We start from the raw sequence: 18179 nt of genomic DNA, 5'->3' as shown, positions 1-18179 counted from the left end.
AGAAAACAACCCACACTTCGAACCTACTCTATTTTCACAACATTTCTTTTACGAGATTAAACCAAACTTCACCTGCGTGGGTAGAGTTTGATTTTCCTTCATTATAATAACCGTTTTCTTCATAAAAAGGAACAAGTTCTTCTAAACAAGTAAGCGTAATTCCTTCTCTTTTACGGTTCACGCACACATCTTCCAACTCTTGTAATAGTTTACGAGCAATCCCTTGCCCTCGGTAATCTGGATGAACAACTAAGCTAAGTACGCTTTGGAAGCCTCCCTCCTTTGGATTTAGGTTCGTTTTTTCAAACAAATCATCCGTTAAATAACGTGTAGAAATGACTGGGCCTACGACGTATCCAGTAATTTTCCCTTGTTTATTTTTGGCAATGATAAACGAATCAGCTATAAATTGGATTCTTTCTTTCATTGCGCTTTCAGTTGCCGCTTCTTCAGGAGTGAAGCCCAGTCTTTCAATGACCATTAACTCGCTTAAATCTTGTTCTTTTGGTGTATGATACGTTATGTACATCGTGGGTTCTCCTTTCACTATTATTTTGGATTCTATGTATTCCTCCGTTTATATCCTAACTCAACCTTACTAAAGTTTCATCTCTTTCTATAAAAAGGAATAGTATTTTTTAAGATTACAAACTTCGGATTCGGGGTATTATACATATAGCTTACAAAGTAGTTACTCAAACTTTTATTAAAGGAGAGATTCATAATGGCAAAGTTTCAATTAGGAGATACAATTCCTACCTTTACTCTACCAACAATTACAGGTGAAACATTTTCGTTTGATCAGCATCAACAGGAACATAAAAGCTGGCATTTAATCGTATTTTTCCGCGGAGCATGGTGTCCAGTTTGTGAAAGCGAATTAAAAGATTTTCAGGAACATAAAAGTTTCTTTGATGAACAAAACGTACATCTATTAACGATTTCAACGGACCAACAAGAAAGCTTGCAAGAACTAGCAGAAAAAAATGATTTGACGTTCCCAATATTACAAGACAAAGATTTAACGGCATTAAAAGCATTCGATGTATACTATCATAGTGAAGATTCTCCATATGAAGATCACGGAACGCACGGTGAACCTGCTTATTTCCTTGTTGATGAAAGTGGCAAGCTTCTATACCAACAACAGCAAACGGGCCCATTTGGCCGCCCTGCTGTAACAGAGCTTCGAAAGATTATCAAGTATATTAAAAAGAACCTAAAATAAGAGACCGAAAAAGCACATCATCGCTGCATGATGTGCTTTTTTGTGTACATATCTTGTTTATATTCAAATATTTGTTTGAACGTTTTATTATCTCTGTAATATACTATATTCAAACGATTATTTGAATGAAGGGAGACCTCTATGGCAAAGGATCGCTGTGATATTTATTGTTTCAACGAAGAAAAAGTTAATCGAATTAAGCCATCGATTCATACTGAAAGCATTCAAGCAGTCACAAAAACACTCAAGGCATTAGCAGATGAAACACGGTTAAAAATTGTGCTTGCTCTTTGTCAAAGTGATGAACTATGCGTATGTGATGTAGCAAATATTGTGGAATGCACGGTTGCTACTGCTTCTCATCACCTAAGACTATTACGCAATTTAGATATTGCGAGCTATCGAAAAGAAGGAAAACTTGCCTTTTATTCGTTAACTGATGAGCACGTTAAGCAATTAGTGATAACGATGTTTACAAACGATTCATCCGTAACGAGCTAAGCTTTTTGTATACTATGAGGAGTTGAAAGAAATGGCACATTCAAATCGAGAAAACCATGAAGGAGAAAAAAGCTGTTGCCAAGAACAACATGAAACACAAGCAGCATCCTGCTGCGGTTCAAGCAGTGCCAGTTTACAAAAGCATCATACACATTCGTCTTGTTGTACTAGTGAACTCTCTAAATCTATTAATCTAGCAAGCTCTGGACAAATTGAAACATATCGCATCTATGGAATGGACTGTCCATCGTGTGCTGCTACCATCGAAAAGAGCTTACGAAATTTACAGGACATTCAAGATGTAAACCTAAATTACAGCACGGGAAAATTACAGGTTTCCGCTGCTCATTCATCTGCATTCTCTCCAATTATACGTCAGGTAGAAAAGCTTGGTTTTGACATTGAGCCTCTTCATCACCAAAACTCAAAGACATACCTAATTGAAGGAATAGACTGTGCAGCTTGCGCAAATACCATTGTGAATCACTTAAAAAATGTATCTGGTGTTCAAGATGTTCGCGTCAACTTTTCAACTGGAAAAGCGCAGGTTGACCACGACAACCCTACAGAAGAGATTATTCGTGAAATATCAAAAGCCGGCTATACAGCTACCTTGATTACGAGTAGCAGAACAGTTTCTTCTTCTCAAAAAACAAATACGCTTCCGGTAATTACTTCTGGTGTACTTATTGCATTGGGATTCACCGGCTCTTTCTTTGGAATTCCATTATTAATAAGTAACGTTTTATATGCCATCGCGATGATTATTAGCGGCTACAAGCCCGCAAAAAGTGCGTACTACGGGATAAAAAGCCGTTCACTCGATATGAATGTTTTAATGACCGTTGCTGCACTCGGAGCAGCTATTATTGGTGAATGGTTAGAAGGTGCTACTGTTGTTTGGCTCTTTGCTTTAGGTGTCATGCTTCAAACAAGATCCATTGAACAAACAAGAAACTCTATTCGTAACTTGATGAATTTAGCCCCTCCTGATGCTTGGATAAAAAATGAACATACTTTAATCAAGAAAGCGGTTGAAGCCGTCGCGATTGGTGATGTTCTAGTCGTAAAGCCAGGAGACCGTATTCCTTTAGATGGAGAAATTATCCAAGGTAATTCGAGCATTAATCAAGCCCCTATTACAGGAGAATCCATTCCCGTTGATAAAACGGTTGGTGATACTGTATATGCTGGCACAATTAATGAAAACGGCTCTCTTGAAATTAAAGTAACAAAGCTTGTGAAAGATACAACGATTTCAAAAATTATTCATCTAGTTGAAGAAGCCCAGGAAAAGAAGGCACCTACTCAGGCGTTTATTGATAAGTTCGCTGCTATTTATACACCTATTGTCTTTATTTTAGCTTTATTTGTTATGGTACTCCCACCTTTAGTTGATGGGCTTTGGGGAGAATGGTTTTATAAAGGACTTGAACTTTTAGTCGTAGCGTGTCCTTGTGCTTTAGTTATTTCCACACCGGTCGCGATTGTATCAGCCATTGGCAATGCCGCAAAAAATGGTGTGTTAATTAAAGGCGGAACCTTTTTAGAAAAAGCCGGCTCTATAAGCGCCATTGCGTTTGATAAAACCGGAACACTAACAGAAGGAAAACCAGCTGTTTCAGATGTAATTGCATTGAAATCTGAACAAGATTTACTTGCCGTTATAAAAACCCTCGAAGCTTATTCTAATCATCCAATTGCAAAAGCCATTGTGGCATACGCGGATGAAAGAAACGTTGATACGTTAGACGGAGCTAACTTTAGAAGCATTACCGGAAAAGGTGTTCAGGCAACCATCAACGGAACTAATTATTACGCTGGAAATAAAAAGCTGTTCATTGAACTAGGAACTACTTTTGAAGATTTGCAGACTCACGTTGAGCGTTTTGAAGAAAGCGGGAAAACGATTATTATTGTAGGAACAGAAAAAGAGCTTTTAGGTGTGATTAGCGTAGCAGATACCATTCGTAGCACAACTGTATCTGCTTTACGAAACTTAAAAGATACAAGTATTAAACAAACTGTCATGCTAACGGGTGATCACGAAGGAACTGCCAAAACTATTGCTAAAGAAGCTGGCGTAGAGCGATATTTTGCTAACCTCTTGCCAGAAGACAAAGTAAAAGCCATTCAAAAACTACAGACTGAAGGTTATAAAACCGCAATGGTGGGTGATGGAATTAATGATGCTCCTGCTCTTGCTACCGCTGACCTTGGCATTGCAATGGGCGGAGCTGGGACAGATACAGCAATGGAAACAGCGGATATCGTTCTCATGGCTGATAATCTAGAGAAGCTTCCGCACACCATAAAGCTTAGTCGCAAAACTTTACAGGTTATCAAGCAAAATATTTGGTTTTCTATTATCATTAAAGCTATTGCGTTAATCTTTATCTTTCCCGGTTGGTTGACGCTTTGGATTGCAGTATTAAGTGATACAGGCGCAGCTTTACTCGTTATCTTAAATAGTTTACGGTTATTAAAAATGAAAGAATAACCTTATTACGTAGGAACTTAACACGCGTTATGTTCCTACTTTTTTTATGAATACTCCCCTTCAAAAGAAATATTCTCTTCATTTGTTTATCACAGTGAACATAGAGATGCTATAGAAGTAAATTTGTTCTATAGGAGGTTCATATGAACGAGAGAGATCAAGAACAGTTGCGCCAAATTAAAGAATTACAAGAAAAATTCAAGAGCGAAATGCAAAAGAATCCTTATCCCCTTTATCCAAACTATGGGAATATTACTCAGTTTAAAGAAATTCCCATCAATGTTCCCGAACAGCGTCAGCTTAGTCAACCAGGGGTAGAAAAATTAATGGTTCCGCTTCCAATCATTGAAAATCCAAACTATCAAGGAAGCGGAAAGCTTAAAGGAAAAGTCGCGCTAATTACGGGAGGCGATAGCGGAATTGGTGCAGCCGCTGCCATTGCATTTGCAAAGGAAGGCGCTGATGTCGCCATTGCCTATCTAAACGAACACGAAGATGCAAATCGAACAAAATCTCGGGTTGAAGAACTCGGTCAGCGCTGTTTGCTGTTGCCTGGTGATTTGAGAGAAAAAAAGCAGTGCGTTGCCATTGTTGACCAAACAATTGAAACGTTTGGTAAGCTTGATATCCTTTGCAATCATGTGGGCATTCAATTTCAGCAGCTAGACCTTGTAGATATTACGGATGAACAGTTTGATGAAACGTTTAAAGTCAACATCTATTCTCATTTCTATACGACGCGAGCAGCTCTTCCACATCTAAAAGAAGGAAGCTCAATTATTAATACAGCTTCGGTTGTTGCTTATGTGGGTGAAAAACAGCTTATTGACTACACTGCAACGAAAGCTGCAAACGTTGGATTTACGCGTGCTTTAGCTAAAAGCGTAGCAAAAAAAGGAATTCGTGTGAACGCCGTAGCTCCTGGTAGAACGTGGACACCTCTTATTCCAGCTAGCTTTTCTTCAGACCAAGTGGCCGTATTTGGCTCCTTTAATCCACTCGAGCGTGCAGCCCAACCGTTTGAACTTGCTCCAACATATGTATACTTAGCATCTGATGATTCTAGGTTCGTTACTGGGCAAGTTTTACACGTAGACGGCGGAGAGTCAACAAATTCTTAGTATGAGGAGCTGAACGGAATGAAATATGAATTTAATAAAGAGGTACAGCTGCTGTTAGTAACTCAATCAGATGATAAAGTAAAAATGGTGTACATTCATAATTCGTGGTCCATGCCAAAAATTGGTCCTAGACCGCCTTATTACTGCTATCCAAATTATAAAATGAATAAACCAGTTATTTAAACAAGCTCCCTGATACGTAACGTATCAGGGGGCTTATTGTTTATTAATCATCTTCATCAATAATGGCTTTTGGCAAGCCAGAATGTTTTGCCCAGTAGTAAATCATTAAGGAAATAACAGCAATTAAAAATAGATCTAAAGGGTTCCCTAACACTCCAAGCCCTCCGCCAAATGAACCTAAATAAGAAATAATAATCATAACTACATAGTAAGCGACTAGCCACCACGTTGACTTTATTAACATTAGGTTTCGTTTTTTATAACTTTTTCATACATAAAAAAGCTAACGAGCAAAGTAGCTCGTTAGCTTCTTAGATTATGCGTTAGGCATAATGGGATTGTTTTTTTTCACTTTAAATTTAGAAAGATAATGATAAACGCCGTTTTCATCACAGCTATACTCTGTTACGTCATCTACAATATCTTTAATATGGTCACCGGCATTTTTCATGGCTACTGCATATCCAACGTACTTAAACATTGGCAGGTCGTTATTACTGTCACCGATACCTAAGATATCTTCATGAGGTAAGTTATAGTGCTTTAGCATCTGTTGAATTCCAGTTGCCTTATTCACATTCGCAACCATCACCTCTACGTTATGAGGAGATGAAATGGACATTGTAAAATCCATTTCTTGCTTTAACTTTTCAAGCTCCGCTTTCCATTTATTAATATGTTCATAGGTTCTAGCAAAGAAATAAAACTTGGAGAATTCACTGCCTTCTATTTTCTCTTGCCACTGAATTTCTTCTCCGATAGCTTTTTTTCTTGAAAGCCATTCATTAATTTCAACGCTTTCTGGTTTTGGCTCACGAACTTCATGTTCAACATATTCTCTGTCTTGTTGAAGCGTCATTCGCGGTGCTCCGTATGGGAATAATTCGTAATAAACTTGATTTTTTCGTGCTTTTTCAATGACTCTTTCAACCAATTCACGTGACAGTGAATGCTTAAAGACCATTTCGCCTCCCACATGTCCTGCCATACCATTGGATGTAATGAATCCATCTACTTCAAAGTCTTCAGGCACTAGCTCTGCTATTTCATCAAAAGCTCTTCCTGTTGCAATAAAGACGAAGATTCCTTGTGCACGTAGGTCATCAATAATTTCTTTTGTCTCAATTGTTACTCGATTTGAGCGGTTTAAAATCGTACCGTCCATATCTAAGAAAATAGCTTTAGGCATAAAACTCATAACAATGATTCCCCCTGACTTAAAAATCTTCACTTCGTCAAGTATATCGCTTTCTCCTATTAAACTCAAAAGATGTAGCTTTACACAAGAGCTACGAAACGAAAAAGACTGCACTAATCTGCAGTCTTTTTGTTCCGCTTAACTTAAGAACAGCTATTGTTGACTCCTACTAACACAAAACCTTTCCCTTGCGGATTTTCTTGTACATCAAGTGTTAAATCTTGTGTTGCAAATAACACTTCTTGTTCTATTGCAACGGAAATTCCATTGATTTCTTGAACTTGATCATTTGTGCCAGGAGCCTCTAATGAAAGTCCTATTTGCGGCCCACAGCAACCCTGTCCTTCAGAATAAAAACGAATGCCACTTCCTCCTTGACTTGCAAAGACCTCTAGTAACATTTTTTTCGCTTCGTTTGAGATATTCATGTAGCTCTCCCCCTTCTTTTCATTTAAGCCTCAGGAAACAATCGTTGAAGAGACTCTTTCATTTCAGATTTTACATTAATTTTTGTTCTAACTGCTTTTGCCTTCTCTTCTGCTTCTTCCAGGCTTTTATCTTCACCTAGTGCAAGCAATGTTCCAATCGCAACAGTACCCGTACGATTACTTCCTCCAGCACAATGAAAATATACTTTCTTGCCTTCTTTGTACGCTTTGACAACTTCGTTAATTGCTCTTTGAACGGACTCGTCTTGTTGTTCAGCGTCATCTACAATTGGTACATGGACACGAATCTCTGGTACATCATGATCCAAGGCTTCAGCTCGCAAATCAAAAATAACATCTGCTTTCTCATCTTCCATCATTTCTTTTGCATCTGCTGCTCCACCAATAAAAATACGATTTTTAATTAATTCCTGATACTTTTTAGCACTCATTGCTTTCACCTCTAACTGATTAGTAGTATTGAAAAACATTCTATTTATTTAGCGTATTCTTTCACTTTTTCATACCCAATTTTTTCTTCCTCTTGCCATGGTATAACTGAAACATGTGAAGTTAGTTCTTCACTGATTTTTTTTAGCCAGAGCTTCTCAGTAGAAGCTCGTCCTTTTAATAGACTATCAGCTGTGTTTGTTGCATATAAGCTTTGATTTACAACCCACCATTTCGGCATAATTCCCGCTCGCTTTAAATCTTCTTGAAGACGACTCGATTCAAGAACGGGCGTCGCTTCTGCTAGCGATACAATAACAACGCTCGTTTCTTGCTGATTTCGCAACCGTGGAAGTAACTCTAAGGCGTTTTGTGATAATTCTCCAGTCGAGCGTTCAAGCTCTTTATGATAGGATTGTGTAGCATCCAGTAGCAATAATGTATGACCAGTTGGCGCTGTGTCAATTACTACAATTTCATCTTTTGCTTTTGCTACTACATCTGCAAAGGCTTGAAAAATCGCAATTTCTTCTGTACATGGAGAATTTAAATCTTCTTTTAAGTATTGAATTCCATCTTCATCAAGCTCTTGACGGGCTTTTTTAATTACCTGATTCTTATATTCTTCAACTACTATTTCAGGATTAATACTACTAATTGTTAACCTATCGTTGTTTTCAGTCGAACTTAATAGAGAATCAATATGATTTGCTGGATCTGTTGTTGTCAAATGAACTCTATAACCTTTTTCTACTAAACCAACAGCGATAGCTGATGCTACAGTAGTCTTACCAACTCCGCCTTTTCCCATTGTAAAAATAACTTTAATACCGGTGGTTGAGAAATCATCCACCACATCTTTAAACGATGAAAGGTGCTTATTCACTAGGTTAACACCTTTGACTTCAACCGCTGGCATTACATATGATTTGAATAAATAGCGTAGGCTTTTGACACCCGTTAAAGAATAGGATACATAAGGAAGTGAATACGTTGGCAGCTGTTTTAATTCAACAGGTAGATTCTTTAATGCATTTCGCTGCTTTTTATAAAAAGCTGTAGATACTGAATCTCCACTCATGTAACTTTTCATTAAACCATTAATAATTAAGAGTTGGTTTTTTATACCGATTTCCTTTAACTCTTGTGAAGCTCGATTTGCTTCTTTTAACGAAGCGGCATCTGGTCTTGCTACCAACAGTAGCGTTGTTTGCTCTGGATTTGAAAGTACTTCTACAGCTTTCGCATACTGTTCCTTCTTTTTACCTAAACCAGCTAACGGGCCAAGACAAGAAGCTCCATGTGTGCTTTCTTCAAGAAATCCCGTCCATGCCGTTGGTAATTGTAATAAGCGTAACGTATGGCCTGTTGGCGCCGTATCGAACAAGATAAAATCAAACTGCTGCGTTAGCTCTTTATCTCCCAGTACGTTTGTAAATTCATCAAATGCCGCAATCTCAACTGTACAAGCTCCAGATAATTGCTCTTCCATAGTCGCGATTACTGAATCAGGAAGCTTTCCACGATAGGGATCAATAACTTTTTCTCTATAGCTTCGCGCTGCCTCTTCAGGATCTAAATTGCAAGCGTATAAATTAGATATGGCTGGAATTTTCGTAGGCTTGTTGTTCAGCTCCACTTCAAACACATCTTGTAAGTTAGAAGCAGGATCTGTACTGATTAACAGGACTTGGTTCCCTTCATCCGCTAATGCTACAGCCATTGCGCATGCGGTGGAAGTCTTCCCCACACCACCTTTTCCTGTAAAAAATAAAAACGGTGTTTTATTAACTTTACTAGGCTGTAAAGGTTGAAACATAAACTTTACCTCCTACTTGTTATTTGTGATGTTTAAAGTAATCGGCATGCTTGCGGTTTTACTTTTCACTTTTAAATCTTCTAGATTTACTTCCAGCCATTTTGATATTTCTTCATTTGTAGGATAGCTACTGATCTTTTTGACTTCTCCATCTATAAGAGTAATCGGTAAGCAGTCTGTTCCCTTACTCATAAGCAGAGCGTTAATTTGTTGATTTTCTACAAAATGTCCTGGGTCGCTTGTTAGATTGTAGCGTTCAACCTCTACTACGCCTTTTTTAAGATGAGATATAACAGTAGCAATTCGAGTTAATTCCGGATCCACACTGGGTCCACAAACTCCTGTTGAACAGCACATTGCAGGGTCAAAAATCTCTATTTTCTTCATGCTCAACCTCCCTCTCTAATAAAAGTGTATAATAATATACTTATATTAGATATATAGTAAAAGTCGAGAGGCTAGCTCTCGACTTATCTATTTTTCACTCACCAGTTTCAGCAAAACGTTGAATGCGAGCTCCAATTTCATCACGTACTCGTTGGAAAAACGCCCATTTTTCGTCTTCTGTTCCTTCTGCTTTTGCTGGATCATCAAAGCCCCAGTGCACGCGCTTTACGTGTGGTGGCGTCACTGGACAGTGATCAGCTGCGTGACCACATAACGTCACTACTAAATCTGCAGAATTTAAAATCTCAGGGTCAATTACATCAGATGTTTGATTTGTAATATCAATACCTGCTTCTTTCATTGCTTTTACAGCATTTGGATTTAACCCATGTGCTTCAAGACCTGCACTGTATACATTCCATTCATCACTTAAATACTTTTTTGCCCAACCTTCTGCCATTTGGCTACGGCAAGAGTTACCTGTGCATAGGAAGTAAATTGTTTTTTTTGTCATGTGTAGCATCTCCTTTTTTGTCTGTTATGAAAGTATGAGTAACCAAATATATAAACCAACAAGCGTAATAAACAATGTTGGGATGGTTAAGATAATACCTGTTTTAAAATACGTACCCCAAGAAATTTTCACACCTTTTGTTGAAAGAACGTGAAGCCATAATAAAGTAGCTAAAGAACCAATTGGGGTAATCTTTGGACCTAAATCAGATCCAATAACATTGGCATAAATAAGTGCTTCTCGAATGGTTCCAGATGTCGCAGTGGCATCAATAGCTAATGCGTCAATCATGACAGTCGGCATATTATTCATAATGGATGATAGAATCGCTGCAATAAAGCCCATACCGATTGTTGCCGCAAACAACCCTTGGTCGGCAACTGCTTGAATAACGTTTGCTAACACTTCAGTAAGCCCCGCATTACGAAGACCATACACAACTACGTACATACCAATTGAGAAGAAGACAATTGCCCAAGGTGCACCTTTTAATACAGTTTTTGTTTGAACTGCAGGACTTGTTCTTGCCATAAGCAAGAAGAATACGGCAATGATACCTGCAATAATAGAAACAGGCACGCCTATAAACTCTCCTACAAAGTAACCGACTAGAAGCAGCGCTAAGACAAACCAAGATAAACGGAACATTTTTTGGTCTTTAATCGCTGCTACTGGCTCCTGCAAATGCGTTACATCATAGCGTTTTGGAATGCTTTTTCGGAAATATAAATACAGTACTAAAATACTCGCAAACAGTGCAAAGAAATTTGGAATAATCATGCGAGACGCATATTCCGAGAACGTAATACCGAAAAAGTCAGCAGACACGATGTTTACTAAGTTACTTACCACAAGCGGTAACGATGTTGTATCAGCTATAAATCCACTTGCAATAATAAACGGAAATACCATCTTTTCATCGAGTTTTAATGCTCGAACCATTGCAAGTACAATCGGCGTTAAAATAAGCGCCGCACCGTCATTTGCAAAAAATGCAGCAACTAACGCGCCAAGTAAGGAAACGTACACAAACATACGAATACCATTTCCACCAGCAGCACGCGCCATGTGAAGGGCTGCCCATTCAAAAAAGCCAATTTCATCTAAAATTAATGAGATAATAATAATAGCAATAAACGTTAACGTAGCGTTCCAAACAATTTGCGTTACGTCCCAAACGTCACCAAAGTTAACAACGCCAACTAGAAGGGCAATAACTGCTCCCCCCATCGCCGACCAGCCAATCGATAAATTCTTTGGCTGCCAGATAACAAACACTAAAGTCACCAAAAAGATCAGTGATGCTAAAACAACTGATGTCAAATTTTAACCCTCCAATTACTCACAACAATTAATACGAAGCCCTTTTTCTTCTAACTCTTTTAAGCGTTGATCTTGGCTTGGTATCGACGCAAGTATACTAATTATAAAATGATAATTCTCGCTTTCTTTATTAAGCGAATAAAAGATCCATTGTCCTTTTCGTCTTTCTCTTACTAGCCCTACATCTCTTAGCTTGCGGAGATGCTGACTGATTGCAGGCTGACTTGCACCATAAATATCAACGAATTCACATACACAGCACTCACTATGTTCCATCAGCTTCATCATAGATAATCTCGTTTTATCACCGAGCAGCTTTAGAATTTGAGCCGCTTTTTCCATTTCAACGACCGTTTTAGTTTCCATCGTGACACCTCCCATACAAAAGTGAATTAATATATAATAATTTGCTTATATGTTTATATAAACTATAATATTGTTTGAAATAATTTTCAAGACTTTTTTAGTATAAGCGGTAAAGAAAAAAGTATGAACGTCTTGAGGCATAAGCTAATCTTAATAAATCAAAAAAATTTGATTAAACAACTTGATTTATCTGAAATTTCCATTTATGCTTAATTCATCAAGAAAATTTGATGAAGAAAGTGAAGGTGATGAACAAGTGAGAGTAAACAATTCTGGAAACCTTTCAGTAGAGTACTTTATTTCTTATTTTCAACTAGTTATGAACACTCAAACGATGAAAGCACATGAAGCTAAAGAGCTTATATTTAAACGATTCTTCAACTATGATCCACTTCTTAGAGGCAAAACAACTTATTCTAACTTTGAAAAAGCCTACCTTGCATTTACACAATAAATCAAAAAAAATTGATTAAGGAGCGTTATTATGACACATTCATTCAAACAATATGAACAAAAATTTAAGGCACTTGCTGATGAACGACGATTAGAAATTATGCATGAGCTTTGTCAGCGCGGTCAAACCTGCGTATGTGATTTAACGGATTTTTTTGGTATACCTCAGTCTAAGCTGTCTTATCACTTAAAGATTCTTCTAGACGCTAATCTAATTACGAAAGAAACAAAAGGCACATGGAGCTATTACGCATTAAACGATGAAGAAGTAAATCATCTTTTATCGGATGAGCTCTGCTGTTTATTCCGTAAAGAAAGCTCTTGCTCATCTTAAACTATTAGTTCTGCTAAAAACTCAAAAAATTTCTTAGGGGGAATATTTTATGAAATATGTTCACGTAGGGGTAAACGTCACAAATCTAGACAAATCAGTCGTTTTTTATGAAAAGCTTTTTGGAGTTAAGCCTGTGAAAGTAAAAGTAGATTATGCGAAGTTTTTATTAAATCAACCTGGGCTAAATTTCACGCTAAACGTACGGGATGAAGTAAAAGGAAACCAAATAAATCACTTTGGATTTCAAGTAGAAGCTGCTAACGAAATCCATGAACATAAAGTCCGCTTAGAAAAAGAAGGTTTTTTTGCTCGTGAGGAAATGGATACAAACTGCTGCTATGCCCTACAGGATAAGTTTTGGGTAACAGACCCTGATGGCAACGAATGGGAGTTTTTCTATACAAAAGATAATCAAGCTACTTTTCCTGCTGCAGATACTACTGGCTGCGCTTGTAGCTCTTAAACAGCCAAGCAGCAAGGAGCTACATACTCCTTGCTGCTTACTTATTTATCATCCCCTCACTCTCATCCAAAAACAACTCCATTTCACTACCTTTAAACTGAAATCCTACACTTTTATACAGCGCCTCTCCCGCTTGTGAAGCATGTAGCCACACTCTTTTCACTTCGCGTTTTTGACACTCTTTCATGCATTCTTGAAGGATTCTTCGCGCCAATCCTTGCTTCCGATGAGAAGGAAGTGTATACATATTTAAGAGATAAGCTTCCTTGCCTTTCAAATTTTCTAAATAAGGTGGTCTCGTAAAAAAAGATAAGCCACTCACGCTAACGATCTCTTCTCCATTTTTGGCAACAAACGAGACAAACTCCCCTTTTTCCATTGCTTCTTTTAGGTAACTTTCTGTTGCTTCCATCACTGTCTTTTCTTCTTCCTGTGTTTTAATCTCGTTCACTTCTTTTAACAGTTCAACTCTCAGTGAAATGATCCCCTTTACATCACTGAGCACTGCTTTTTCAATTTTATATGTATGTGCCATATCTATTCCCCTTGTAACTAGATTTGCTAGTGTTAATTTTAATTTAGAGCCTCTATTATGTCCATATATTGGATAACCTTTATAGTTGCGTATAGTCTTATTATGTAAAGTAGAAAAGAGAAAAGAGAAGCTCTTTGTCTTTAGTTCATTGCTGTGTCTTTTCGTCTATATACGCTCAACACCATTCCAATAAAAAAGGAATTAAGAGCAATGGGCATCAAACCATAGCTAATAAACGGCATTGGCATGCTTGTTAATGGGAAAAAGCCAACCAGCATTCCAACGTTTGCAATCAGTTGCGTTGCATATACACTTACAGCTCCAACTAATAGCAGTTTACTATACGAATTGTTTATTTTACCCGTTACTTGTACAATCCGAATCACCAAGAGACTAAGAATTCCTAACAGAATAAGAGCTAATAGCCAGCCGTAATGATAAATAAAACTAAGAAAAACAAAATTCGTGTGAGCTTCTGGAATAAACGCAGTTGTTTCTTTTGTTCCAAACCAACCAGAGCTTTTTATCATTTCATGAACCTGTGGGATTTGAAACCTTAGAGAATTTCCGGTAACGAATTCATAAGGATTAAGAAATGCTAATAGGCTTTCGATTTGATAAGCCTTCATTTGCTGTAGAGAAACTCCTATATAAATAAAAATCATCATAAAAAAGCTACCTAATACTAACATGATTTTTATTTTATTAAACTTGCTCCACCAAATCATAGAAAAGGTCATCACACCATAAATAAAGAATGCGGTTGCGCTCGCCGTCATGCTAAACAAAATAGCGCTTATAGTGAATAAAATCATAAATTGCCAAATTTTAAATTGCCGACTTTGAAAAAAAGACGCCCAAGTTAAATAGAAAAACGGCAGAGCCATTAGGCTTTCAATTGTGAGCGGTCCTACTTTTACAGTAAGAGAAAATACCCCTGAGTCAGATCTATAAATAATATATAAAATTAAAAAACAGCCCACTAAATAAAATCCCAGCCCCTTATTCATCAACTTTCTATAATCAATAAGCATCAAAAGTATGGCAAGCGCTATGCCAAAGACCATAAACAATAACTTATGCACTAAAAAGTAATTGACTTGAGCGTAGCCTATCGCAACTAGTGGTAGAAAACCTAATAGAAGGCTCGTAATTAATAAACTAATTGTAATCCAGTCAATTTTAGGTCGATGAATCTGATTCAGCTTTTGACCTAATACAATAGGGTTGCCCATATGTAAGATGGCCTTTTGCTCTGCCTCATCTGAATCTACGCCTTTTTGTTTCCAATAATCTTTTGCCTCGTTTAAATGATGTTGAAGTTCTTTTGTTACGTATTCTTGAGCCTCTTTTGATTTAATTTGTTCTTTTATCGTTTGTAAAAATGTATTTCTCTGATTAATCATAGCGTTACCCCTCTAAAATTTCATGAAAGCTCAACTTTTTGGATTGCATTCGCTTCTCTGCTTTTTTCAACGCTTTCTTCCCTTGTTGATTTAAGTAATAATACTTAATTTCTTCTGTAGACCATCTTGTATCAATTAATCGTCGACTTTCTAATTCGTGTAATAAGACGTATAGAGCCCCTTCATTATTTTCAAAGTGAAAAATTCCTCTGCTGCGTATTAAACTGCAAAGCTCATACCCATTTTGTTCACTTACTAGCAATTGCATAATTGCTACGAGAATTTCACCTTCACTATGCTGATGGCGTAAAATGGCTTCTTTCACTTTCCTCTTATGAAAAGAGGTAAACTTTAAGCTATTAAACGCTTGTTTATTTACTTTTTGTTTTAATTGTTTTAAACGCTTATCCATTTTTTCTCCTCCAGTGCATTTTTTAAAAGTGCTTTCGCACGTCTAAGCCTTGTTTTAACGGTATTAGTACCGGTTTCAGTCACCAGTGCAATTTCTTTAATTGAGTTCTCTTCAAAATAATATAGGTAAATAACCTCTCGGTACTTAACCGGAAGCAGCATGATTGCTGAAATTAATTGTTGGTCTTCCTGCTTCTGAATAACCTTTTCTTCTATCCCTGATCTATTTATGTAAGAAGTAGGATATTGATTTTCAGTCATAATGACTTTGTTGTTATACCAACTTTTCAAAAAATCTTTACAATGATTGATAGCAATGCGCCAAAGCCATGTTTTAAACTTTGATTTACCATTGTATGTGTGAAGATTTTTATAACACTTAATAAAAATATCTTGAGCTAAATCCTCCGCAATCTCTTTACTATGTACATAAGAATACGCCAGCTTTAATATATCATCTCCATAACAATCCATAATTTCATCTATGACAAAGTCATAATCATTTACTTTAATCCATTCTGCAGTCCATTCTTTCACTTCTTTCTCTCCTTTCACATTATTAGACGACGCTACAAAAAAAAGGTTTTAAATTTCTATTATTTTATTAAACTGGCATCTGCAGAAAAACAGTCTACATTAATAAAAAACCTCACTTGGAAGTGAGGTTTTTGCATTCAACATATTATTTAACAAGTATACTTCCTACGTATTGAGCAGTACCACTTGAGGTTGTAAAGGTAACTTCCAACACATATCTACCTGTACTTTTAGGCATTTCAAATTCTCGATTTTCATTCATTTTAAGTTCAACCTTTTGCTCTTCCTTCCAAAGATTAGCTGCTATAGTTGGGTTCGTCCAAATATCTTCACCGTTTTCTTTGTTTTCTTCAAAATCTAGAAATACTTTTTCATTTCTAGAAGCGTTAATGTCCTTTTGTGATAAGGCGAACTCCCAAATATCATCTACCGTTTTACTTACATCTCCGCTTGATGAAGCCCAGCTAATATTCGCTTCTGTTAACCTTACAGACGAAGCATTTTCTGCGTAGAGATGCGCCGTAGGTGGACCCACATCATAATCTTCAGCTATACACGCAGTGACGATAAAGATTAAAAACACTCCTATGCTTAACCAAGAAACTTTTCTCATCGTATCTCCCTGCTGCATTATTTGAGTTTTACATTCTGTATTAAACTATTCAGCGCAATTTTTTTTAGTCAGCTTTTGTTAATAATTATAGACAGCTTATAGTTAGCATGACCGTTTAAAGATTCTAAAAATTGGTCCAGCTCTTGATTGGAAGGAAAATTACATTCTAATAGATAACAGCCGTCTCCGCTAATTTTATAGTTGTGAACGACGTAGTCACGCTGCGTGTTAATAAACGATAAATAAGGCTCATGATAAGGACTGGTTGTATAAATAGTGATCATTGCATGAACATGATAGCCAAGCTTTTGCTGATTTACTTTAATCGTATACTGCTCAATAATACCAGCGTCATCTAACTTTAAGACTCTCGATGCAGCTGCTTGTCCAGTTAAATGTACCTTTTCACCCAGCTCTTTCATCGTAATCCGACTGTTTTTGGATAGCTCTTTTAGTATGGACAAGTCGGTTTGGTCTAACATAATTTCAAATCCTTTCATTAATCAAGTAAAACGGTGAAAACACTTGATTTTCACTATGTAATATTGGGTTACTTTTACTATAAACTATACGTAAATTAAAGAAAAGGAGCTAAAAACATGAATATCCAACAAATTCGAAATGCAACTCTTGTTCTTACCTATGCGAATAAAACCTTTTTAATTGATCCTATGTTAGCGGATCAAGGTACGTACCCTCCATTTCCAAACTCTGTACGACAAGATCAACCTAATCCACTTGTGCCTCTACCAGTACCTGTAACACAATTATTAAATGTAGATGCAGTGATTCTCACTCACCTGCACTTAGATCATTTTGATGAGACTGCTAAAGAACTATTAGACAAAGATATAAAGTTATTCGTACAAAATGAAGCGGATAAAGCTGAAGTAAAAAAAGCTGGTTTTACAAACATTGAAGTGTTAACTGAACAGACAAAATTTGCAGGCATACAGCTAATTAAAACAAAAGGTGAACATGGCCGCGGTGAGATTCTTAAGCTAACTGGGGAAGTGTGTGGAATTGTCTTTAAGCATGAAGATGAAAAAACGCTGTACGTTGCAGGTGATACAGTTTGGTATGAAGGAGTAAAAGAGAATCTCTCAGCCCACCAGCCAGACGTTATTGTTGTAAATGGTGGAGATAATCAATTCCTTGAAGGCGGCTCACTTGTAATGGGGAAAGAAGACATCCTGCATGTTCATCAGTTTGCTCCTAAAGCAACTATTATTTCCGTTCATATGGAAGCCGTAAATCATTGGACGCTATCAAGAGCTGAATTAAAGCAGTTTGCCATTAAGCATGAAATAACGGATAAGCTCCTCATTCCAGAAGATGGTGAAACTTACTCCTTTTAAATACTTTCAAGAGCCAGGTCCATCAACAGGACCTGTTTTTTTTATACTTCA

23 protein-coding genes and 2 pseudogenes are annotated in these 18179 nt (G+C 37.1%); 9 read left to right on the top strand and 16 right to left on the bottom strand.

Translation table 11 applies throughout. The features are described 5' to 3' along the window. Window positions 1–34: 34 nt before the first annotated feature. Window positions 35–529 carry a GNAT family N-acetyltransferase gene (locus NIZ91_07985; protein ID USY56582.1) on the bottom strand — a complete coding sequence of 165 codons (495 nt, stop codon included), beginning with the start codon at window positions 527–529 and terminating at the stop codon, window positions 35–37. A gap of 195 nt (window positions 530–724) precedes the next feature. Here NIZ91_07985 and NIZ91_07980 point away from each other — a divergent pair, with 195 nt between their 5' ends. From NIZ91_07980 to NIZ91_07960, 5 genes are all read left to right on the top strand, one after another. Continuing rightward, the gene (locus NIZ91_07980; GenBank protein ID USY56581.1) at window positions 725–1228 is read left to right on the top strand and encodes a redoxin domain-containing protein; all 504 of its coding nucleotides are present in this window, start codon (window positions 725–727) and stop codon (window positions 1226–1228) included. Window positions 1229–1369: 141 nt separating this feature from the next. Then, window positions 1370–1729 carry a metalloregulator ArsR/SmtB family transcription factor gene (locus NIZ91_07975; GenBank protein ID USY56580.1) on the top strand — a complete coding sequence of 120 codons (360 nt, stop codon included), beginning with the start codon at window positions 1370–1372 and terminating at the stop codon, window positions 1727–1729. 31 nt (window positions 1730–1760) lie between these two features. Then, on the top strand, window positions 1761–4229 hold the full coding sequence (locus NIZ91_07970; protein USY56579.1) for a heavy metal translocating P-type ATPase: 2469 nt from the start codon (window positions 1761–1763) through the stop codon (window positions 4227–4229). A 143-nt stretch (window positions 4230–4372) separates the two neighbouring features. Continuing rightward, entirely contained in the window at window positions 4373–5350 is a 978-nt protein-coding gene (locus NIZ91_07965) for an SDR family oxidoreductase (GenBank protein USY56578.1), read from the top strand. Between the two features lie 18 nt (window positions 5351–5368). Next, complete coding sequence (locus NIZ91_07960) at window positions 5369–5533, top strand: hypothetical protein (GenBank protein ID USY56577.1); 165 nt, start codon at window positions 5369–5371, stop codon at window positions 5531–5533. 43 nt (window positions 5534–5576) lie between these two features. Here NIZ91_07960 and NIZ91_07955 read toward each other — a convergent pair. From NIZ91_07955 to NIZ91_07915, 9 genes and pseudogenes are all read right to left on the bottom strand, one after another. Beyond that, window positions 5577–5771 (bottom strand): annotated as a pseudogene (locus NIZ91_07955) (aspartate:proton symporter). Window positions 5772–5849: 78 nt separating this feature from the next. Next, window positions 5850–6731: a Cof-type HAD-IIB family hydrolase gene (locus tag NIZ91_07950; GenBank protein USY56576.1), complete on the bottom strand. Its 882-nt coding sequence runs from the start codon at window positions 6729–6731 to the stop codon at window positions 5850–5852. A 143-nt stretch (window positions 6732–6874) separates the two neighbouring features. Further along, on the bottom strand, window positions 6875–7159 hold the full coding sequence (locus tag NIZ91_07945) for an adhesin (protein USY56575.1): 285 nt from the start codon (window positions 7157–7159) through the stop codon (window positions 6875–6877). A 23-nt stretch (window positions 7160–7182) separates the two neighbouring features. Continuing rightward, window positions 7183–7611, bottom strand: a complete 429-nt coding sequence (locus tag NIZ91_07940) for a dual specificity protein phosphatase family protein (protein ID USY56574.1) — start codon at window positions 7609–7611, stop codon at window positions 7183–7185. Window positions 7612–7655: 44 nt separating this feature from the next. Further along, window positions 7656–9428 carry an arsenical pump-driving ATPase gene (gene arsA, locus NIZ91_07935; protein ID USY56573.1) on the bottom strand — a complete coding sequence of 591 codons (1773 nt, stop codon included), beginning with the start codon at window positions 9426–9428 and terminating at the stop codon, window positions 7656–7658. A gap of 12 nt (window positions 9429–9440) precedes the next feature. After that, window positions 9441–9815 (bottom strand): arsenite efflux transporter metallochaperone ArsD, encoded by a 375-nt coding sequence (gene arsD, locus NIZ91_07930; protein USY56572.1) that lies wholly within the window; start codon window positions 9813–9815, stop codon window positions 9441–9443. 94 nt (window positions 9816–9909) lie between these two features. After that, complete coding sequence (arsC, locus tag NIZ91_07925) at window positions 9910–10329, bottom strand: arsenate reductase (thioredoxin) (protein USY56571.1); 420 nt, start codon at window positions 10327–10329, stop codon at window positions 9910–9912. 24 nt (window positions 10330–10353) lie between these two features. Continuing rightward, window positions 10354–11652, bottom strand: coding sequence for an arsenic transporter (locus NIZ91_07920; GenBank protein ID USY56570.1), 1299 nt, complete (start codon window positions 11650–11652; stop codon window positions 10354–10356). A gap of 15 nt (window positions 11653–11667) precedes the next feature. Further along, the gene (locus NIZ91_07915; GenBank protein ID USY56569.1) at window positions 11668–12018 is read right to left on the bottom strand and encodes a metalloregulator ArsR/SmtB family transcription factor; all 351 of its coding nucleotides are present in this window, start codon (window positions 12016–12018) and stop codon (window positions 11668–11670) included. A gap of 256 nt (window positions 12019–12274) precedes the next feature. On the opposite strand from NIZ91_07915, the gene NIZ91_07910 reads away from it, so the two are divergent. The 3 genes and pseudogenes from NIZ91_07910 (at window position 12275) to NIZ91_07900 (ending at window position 13211) form a co-directional block, all read left to right on the top strand. Further along, entirely contained in the window at window positions 12275–12472 is a 198-nt protein-coding gene (locus tag NIZ91_07910; GenBank protein USY56568.1) for a hypothetical protein, read from the top strand. Between the two features lie 30 nt (window positions 12473–12502). Then, window positions 12503–12805 carry a metalloregulator ArsR/SmtB family transcription factor gene (locus NIZ91_07905; protein ID USY56567.1) on the top strand — a complete coding sequence of 101 codons (303 nt, stop codon included), beginning with the start codon at window positions 12503–12505 and terminating at the stop codon, window positions 12803–12805. A 49-nt stretch (window positions 12806–12854) separates the two neighbouring features. Then, window positions 12855–13211: pseudogene (locus NIZ91_07900) on the top strand (VOC family protein). A gap of 94 nt (window positions 13212–13305) precedes the next feature. On the opposite strand, the gene NIZ91_07895 reads toward NIZ91_07900, so the two are convergent. The 6 genes from NIZ91_07895 to NIZ91_07870 all read right to left on the bottom strand — a co-directional run bounded on the left by NIZ91_07895 (window position 13306) and on the right by NIZ91_07870 (window position 17252). Continuing rightward, window positions 13306–13803 carry a GNAT family N-acetyltransferase gene (locus NIZ91_07895; GenBank protein ID USY56566.1) on the bottom strand — a complete coding sequence of 166 codons (498 nt, stop codon included), beginning with the start codon at window positions 13801–13803 and terminating at the stop codon, window positions 13306–13308. Between the two features lie 140 nt (window positions 13804–13943). After that, window positions 13944–15209: an FtsW/RodA/SpoVE family cell cycle protein gene (locus tag NIZ91_07890; protein USY56565.1), complete on the bottom strand. Its 1266-nt coding sequence runs from the start codon at window positions 15207–15209 to the stop codon at window positions 13944–13946. A 4-nt stretch (window positions 15210–15213) separates the two neighbouring features. Beyond that, the gene (locus NIZ91_07885) at window positions 15214–15621 is read right to left on the bottom strand and encodes a PadR family transcriptional regulator (GenBank protein ID USY56564.1); all 408 of its coding nucleotides are present in this window, start codon (window positions 15619–15621) and stop codon (window positions 15214–15216) included. Continuing rightward, window positions 15606–16157, bottom strand: coding sequence for a sigma-70 family RNA polymerase sigma factor (locus NIZ91_07880; GenBank protein USY56563.1), 552 nt, complete (start codon window positions 16155–16157; stop codon window positions 15606–15608). Before NIZ91_07880 ends, NIZ91_07885 begins: the two co-directional genes overlap by 16 nt. A gap of 145 nt (window positions 16158–16302) precedes the next feature. After that, entirely contained in the window at window positions 16303–16770 is a 468-nt protein-coding gene (locus NIZ91_07875; protein ID USY56562.1) for a hypothetical protein, read from the bottom strand. A gap of 68 nt (window positions 16771–16838) precedes the next feature. Then, window positions 16839–17252, bottom strand: a complete 414-nt coding sequence (locus tag NIZ91_07870) for an Lrp/AsnC family transcriptional regulator (protein USY56561.1) — start codon at window positions 17250–17252, stop codon at window positions 16839–16841. Between the two features lie 117 nt (window positions 17253–17369). Between NIZ91_07870 and NIZ91_07865 the strand changes: the two genes are divergently transcribed. Beyond that, window positions 17370–18128 (top strand): MBL fold metallo-hydrolase, encoded by a 759-nt coding sequence (locus tag NIZ91_07865; GenBank protein USY56560.1) that lies wholly within the window; start codon window positions 17370–17372, stop codon window positions 18126–18128. Window positions 18129–18179: the final 51 nt, after the last annotated feature.

This window comes from Bacillus sp. 1780r2a1 (genome assembly GCA_024134725.1).
In the GTDB taxonomy this organism is placed as follows: domain Bacteria; phylum Bacillota; class Bacilli; order Bacillales; family Bacillaceae_H; genus Priestia; species Priestia aryabhattai_A.
This window is presented reverse-complemented; position numbering and strand designations above follow the sequence as displayed.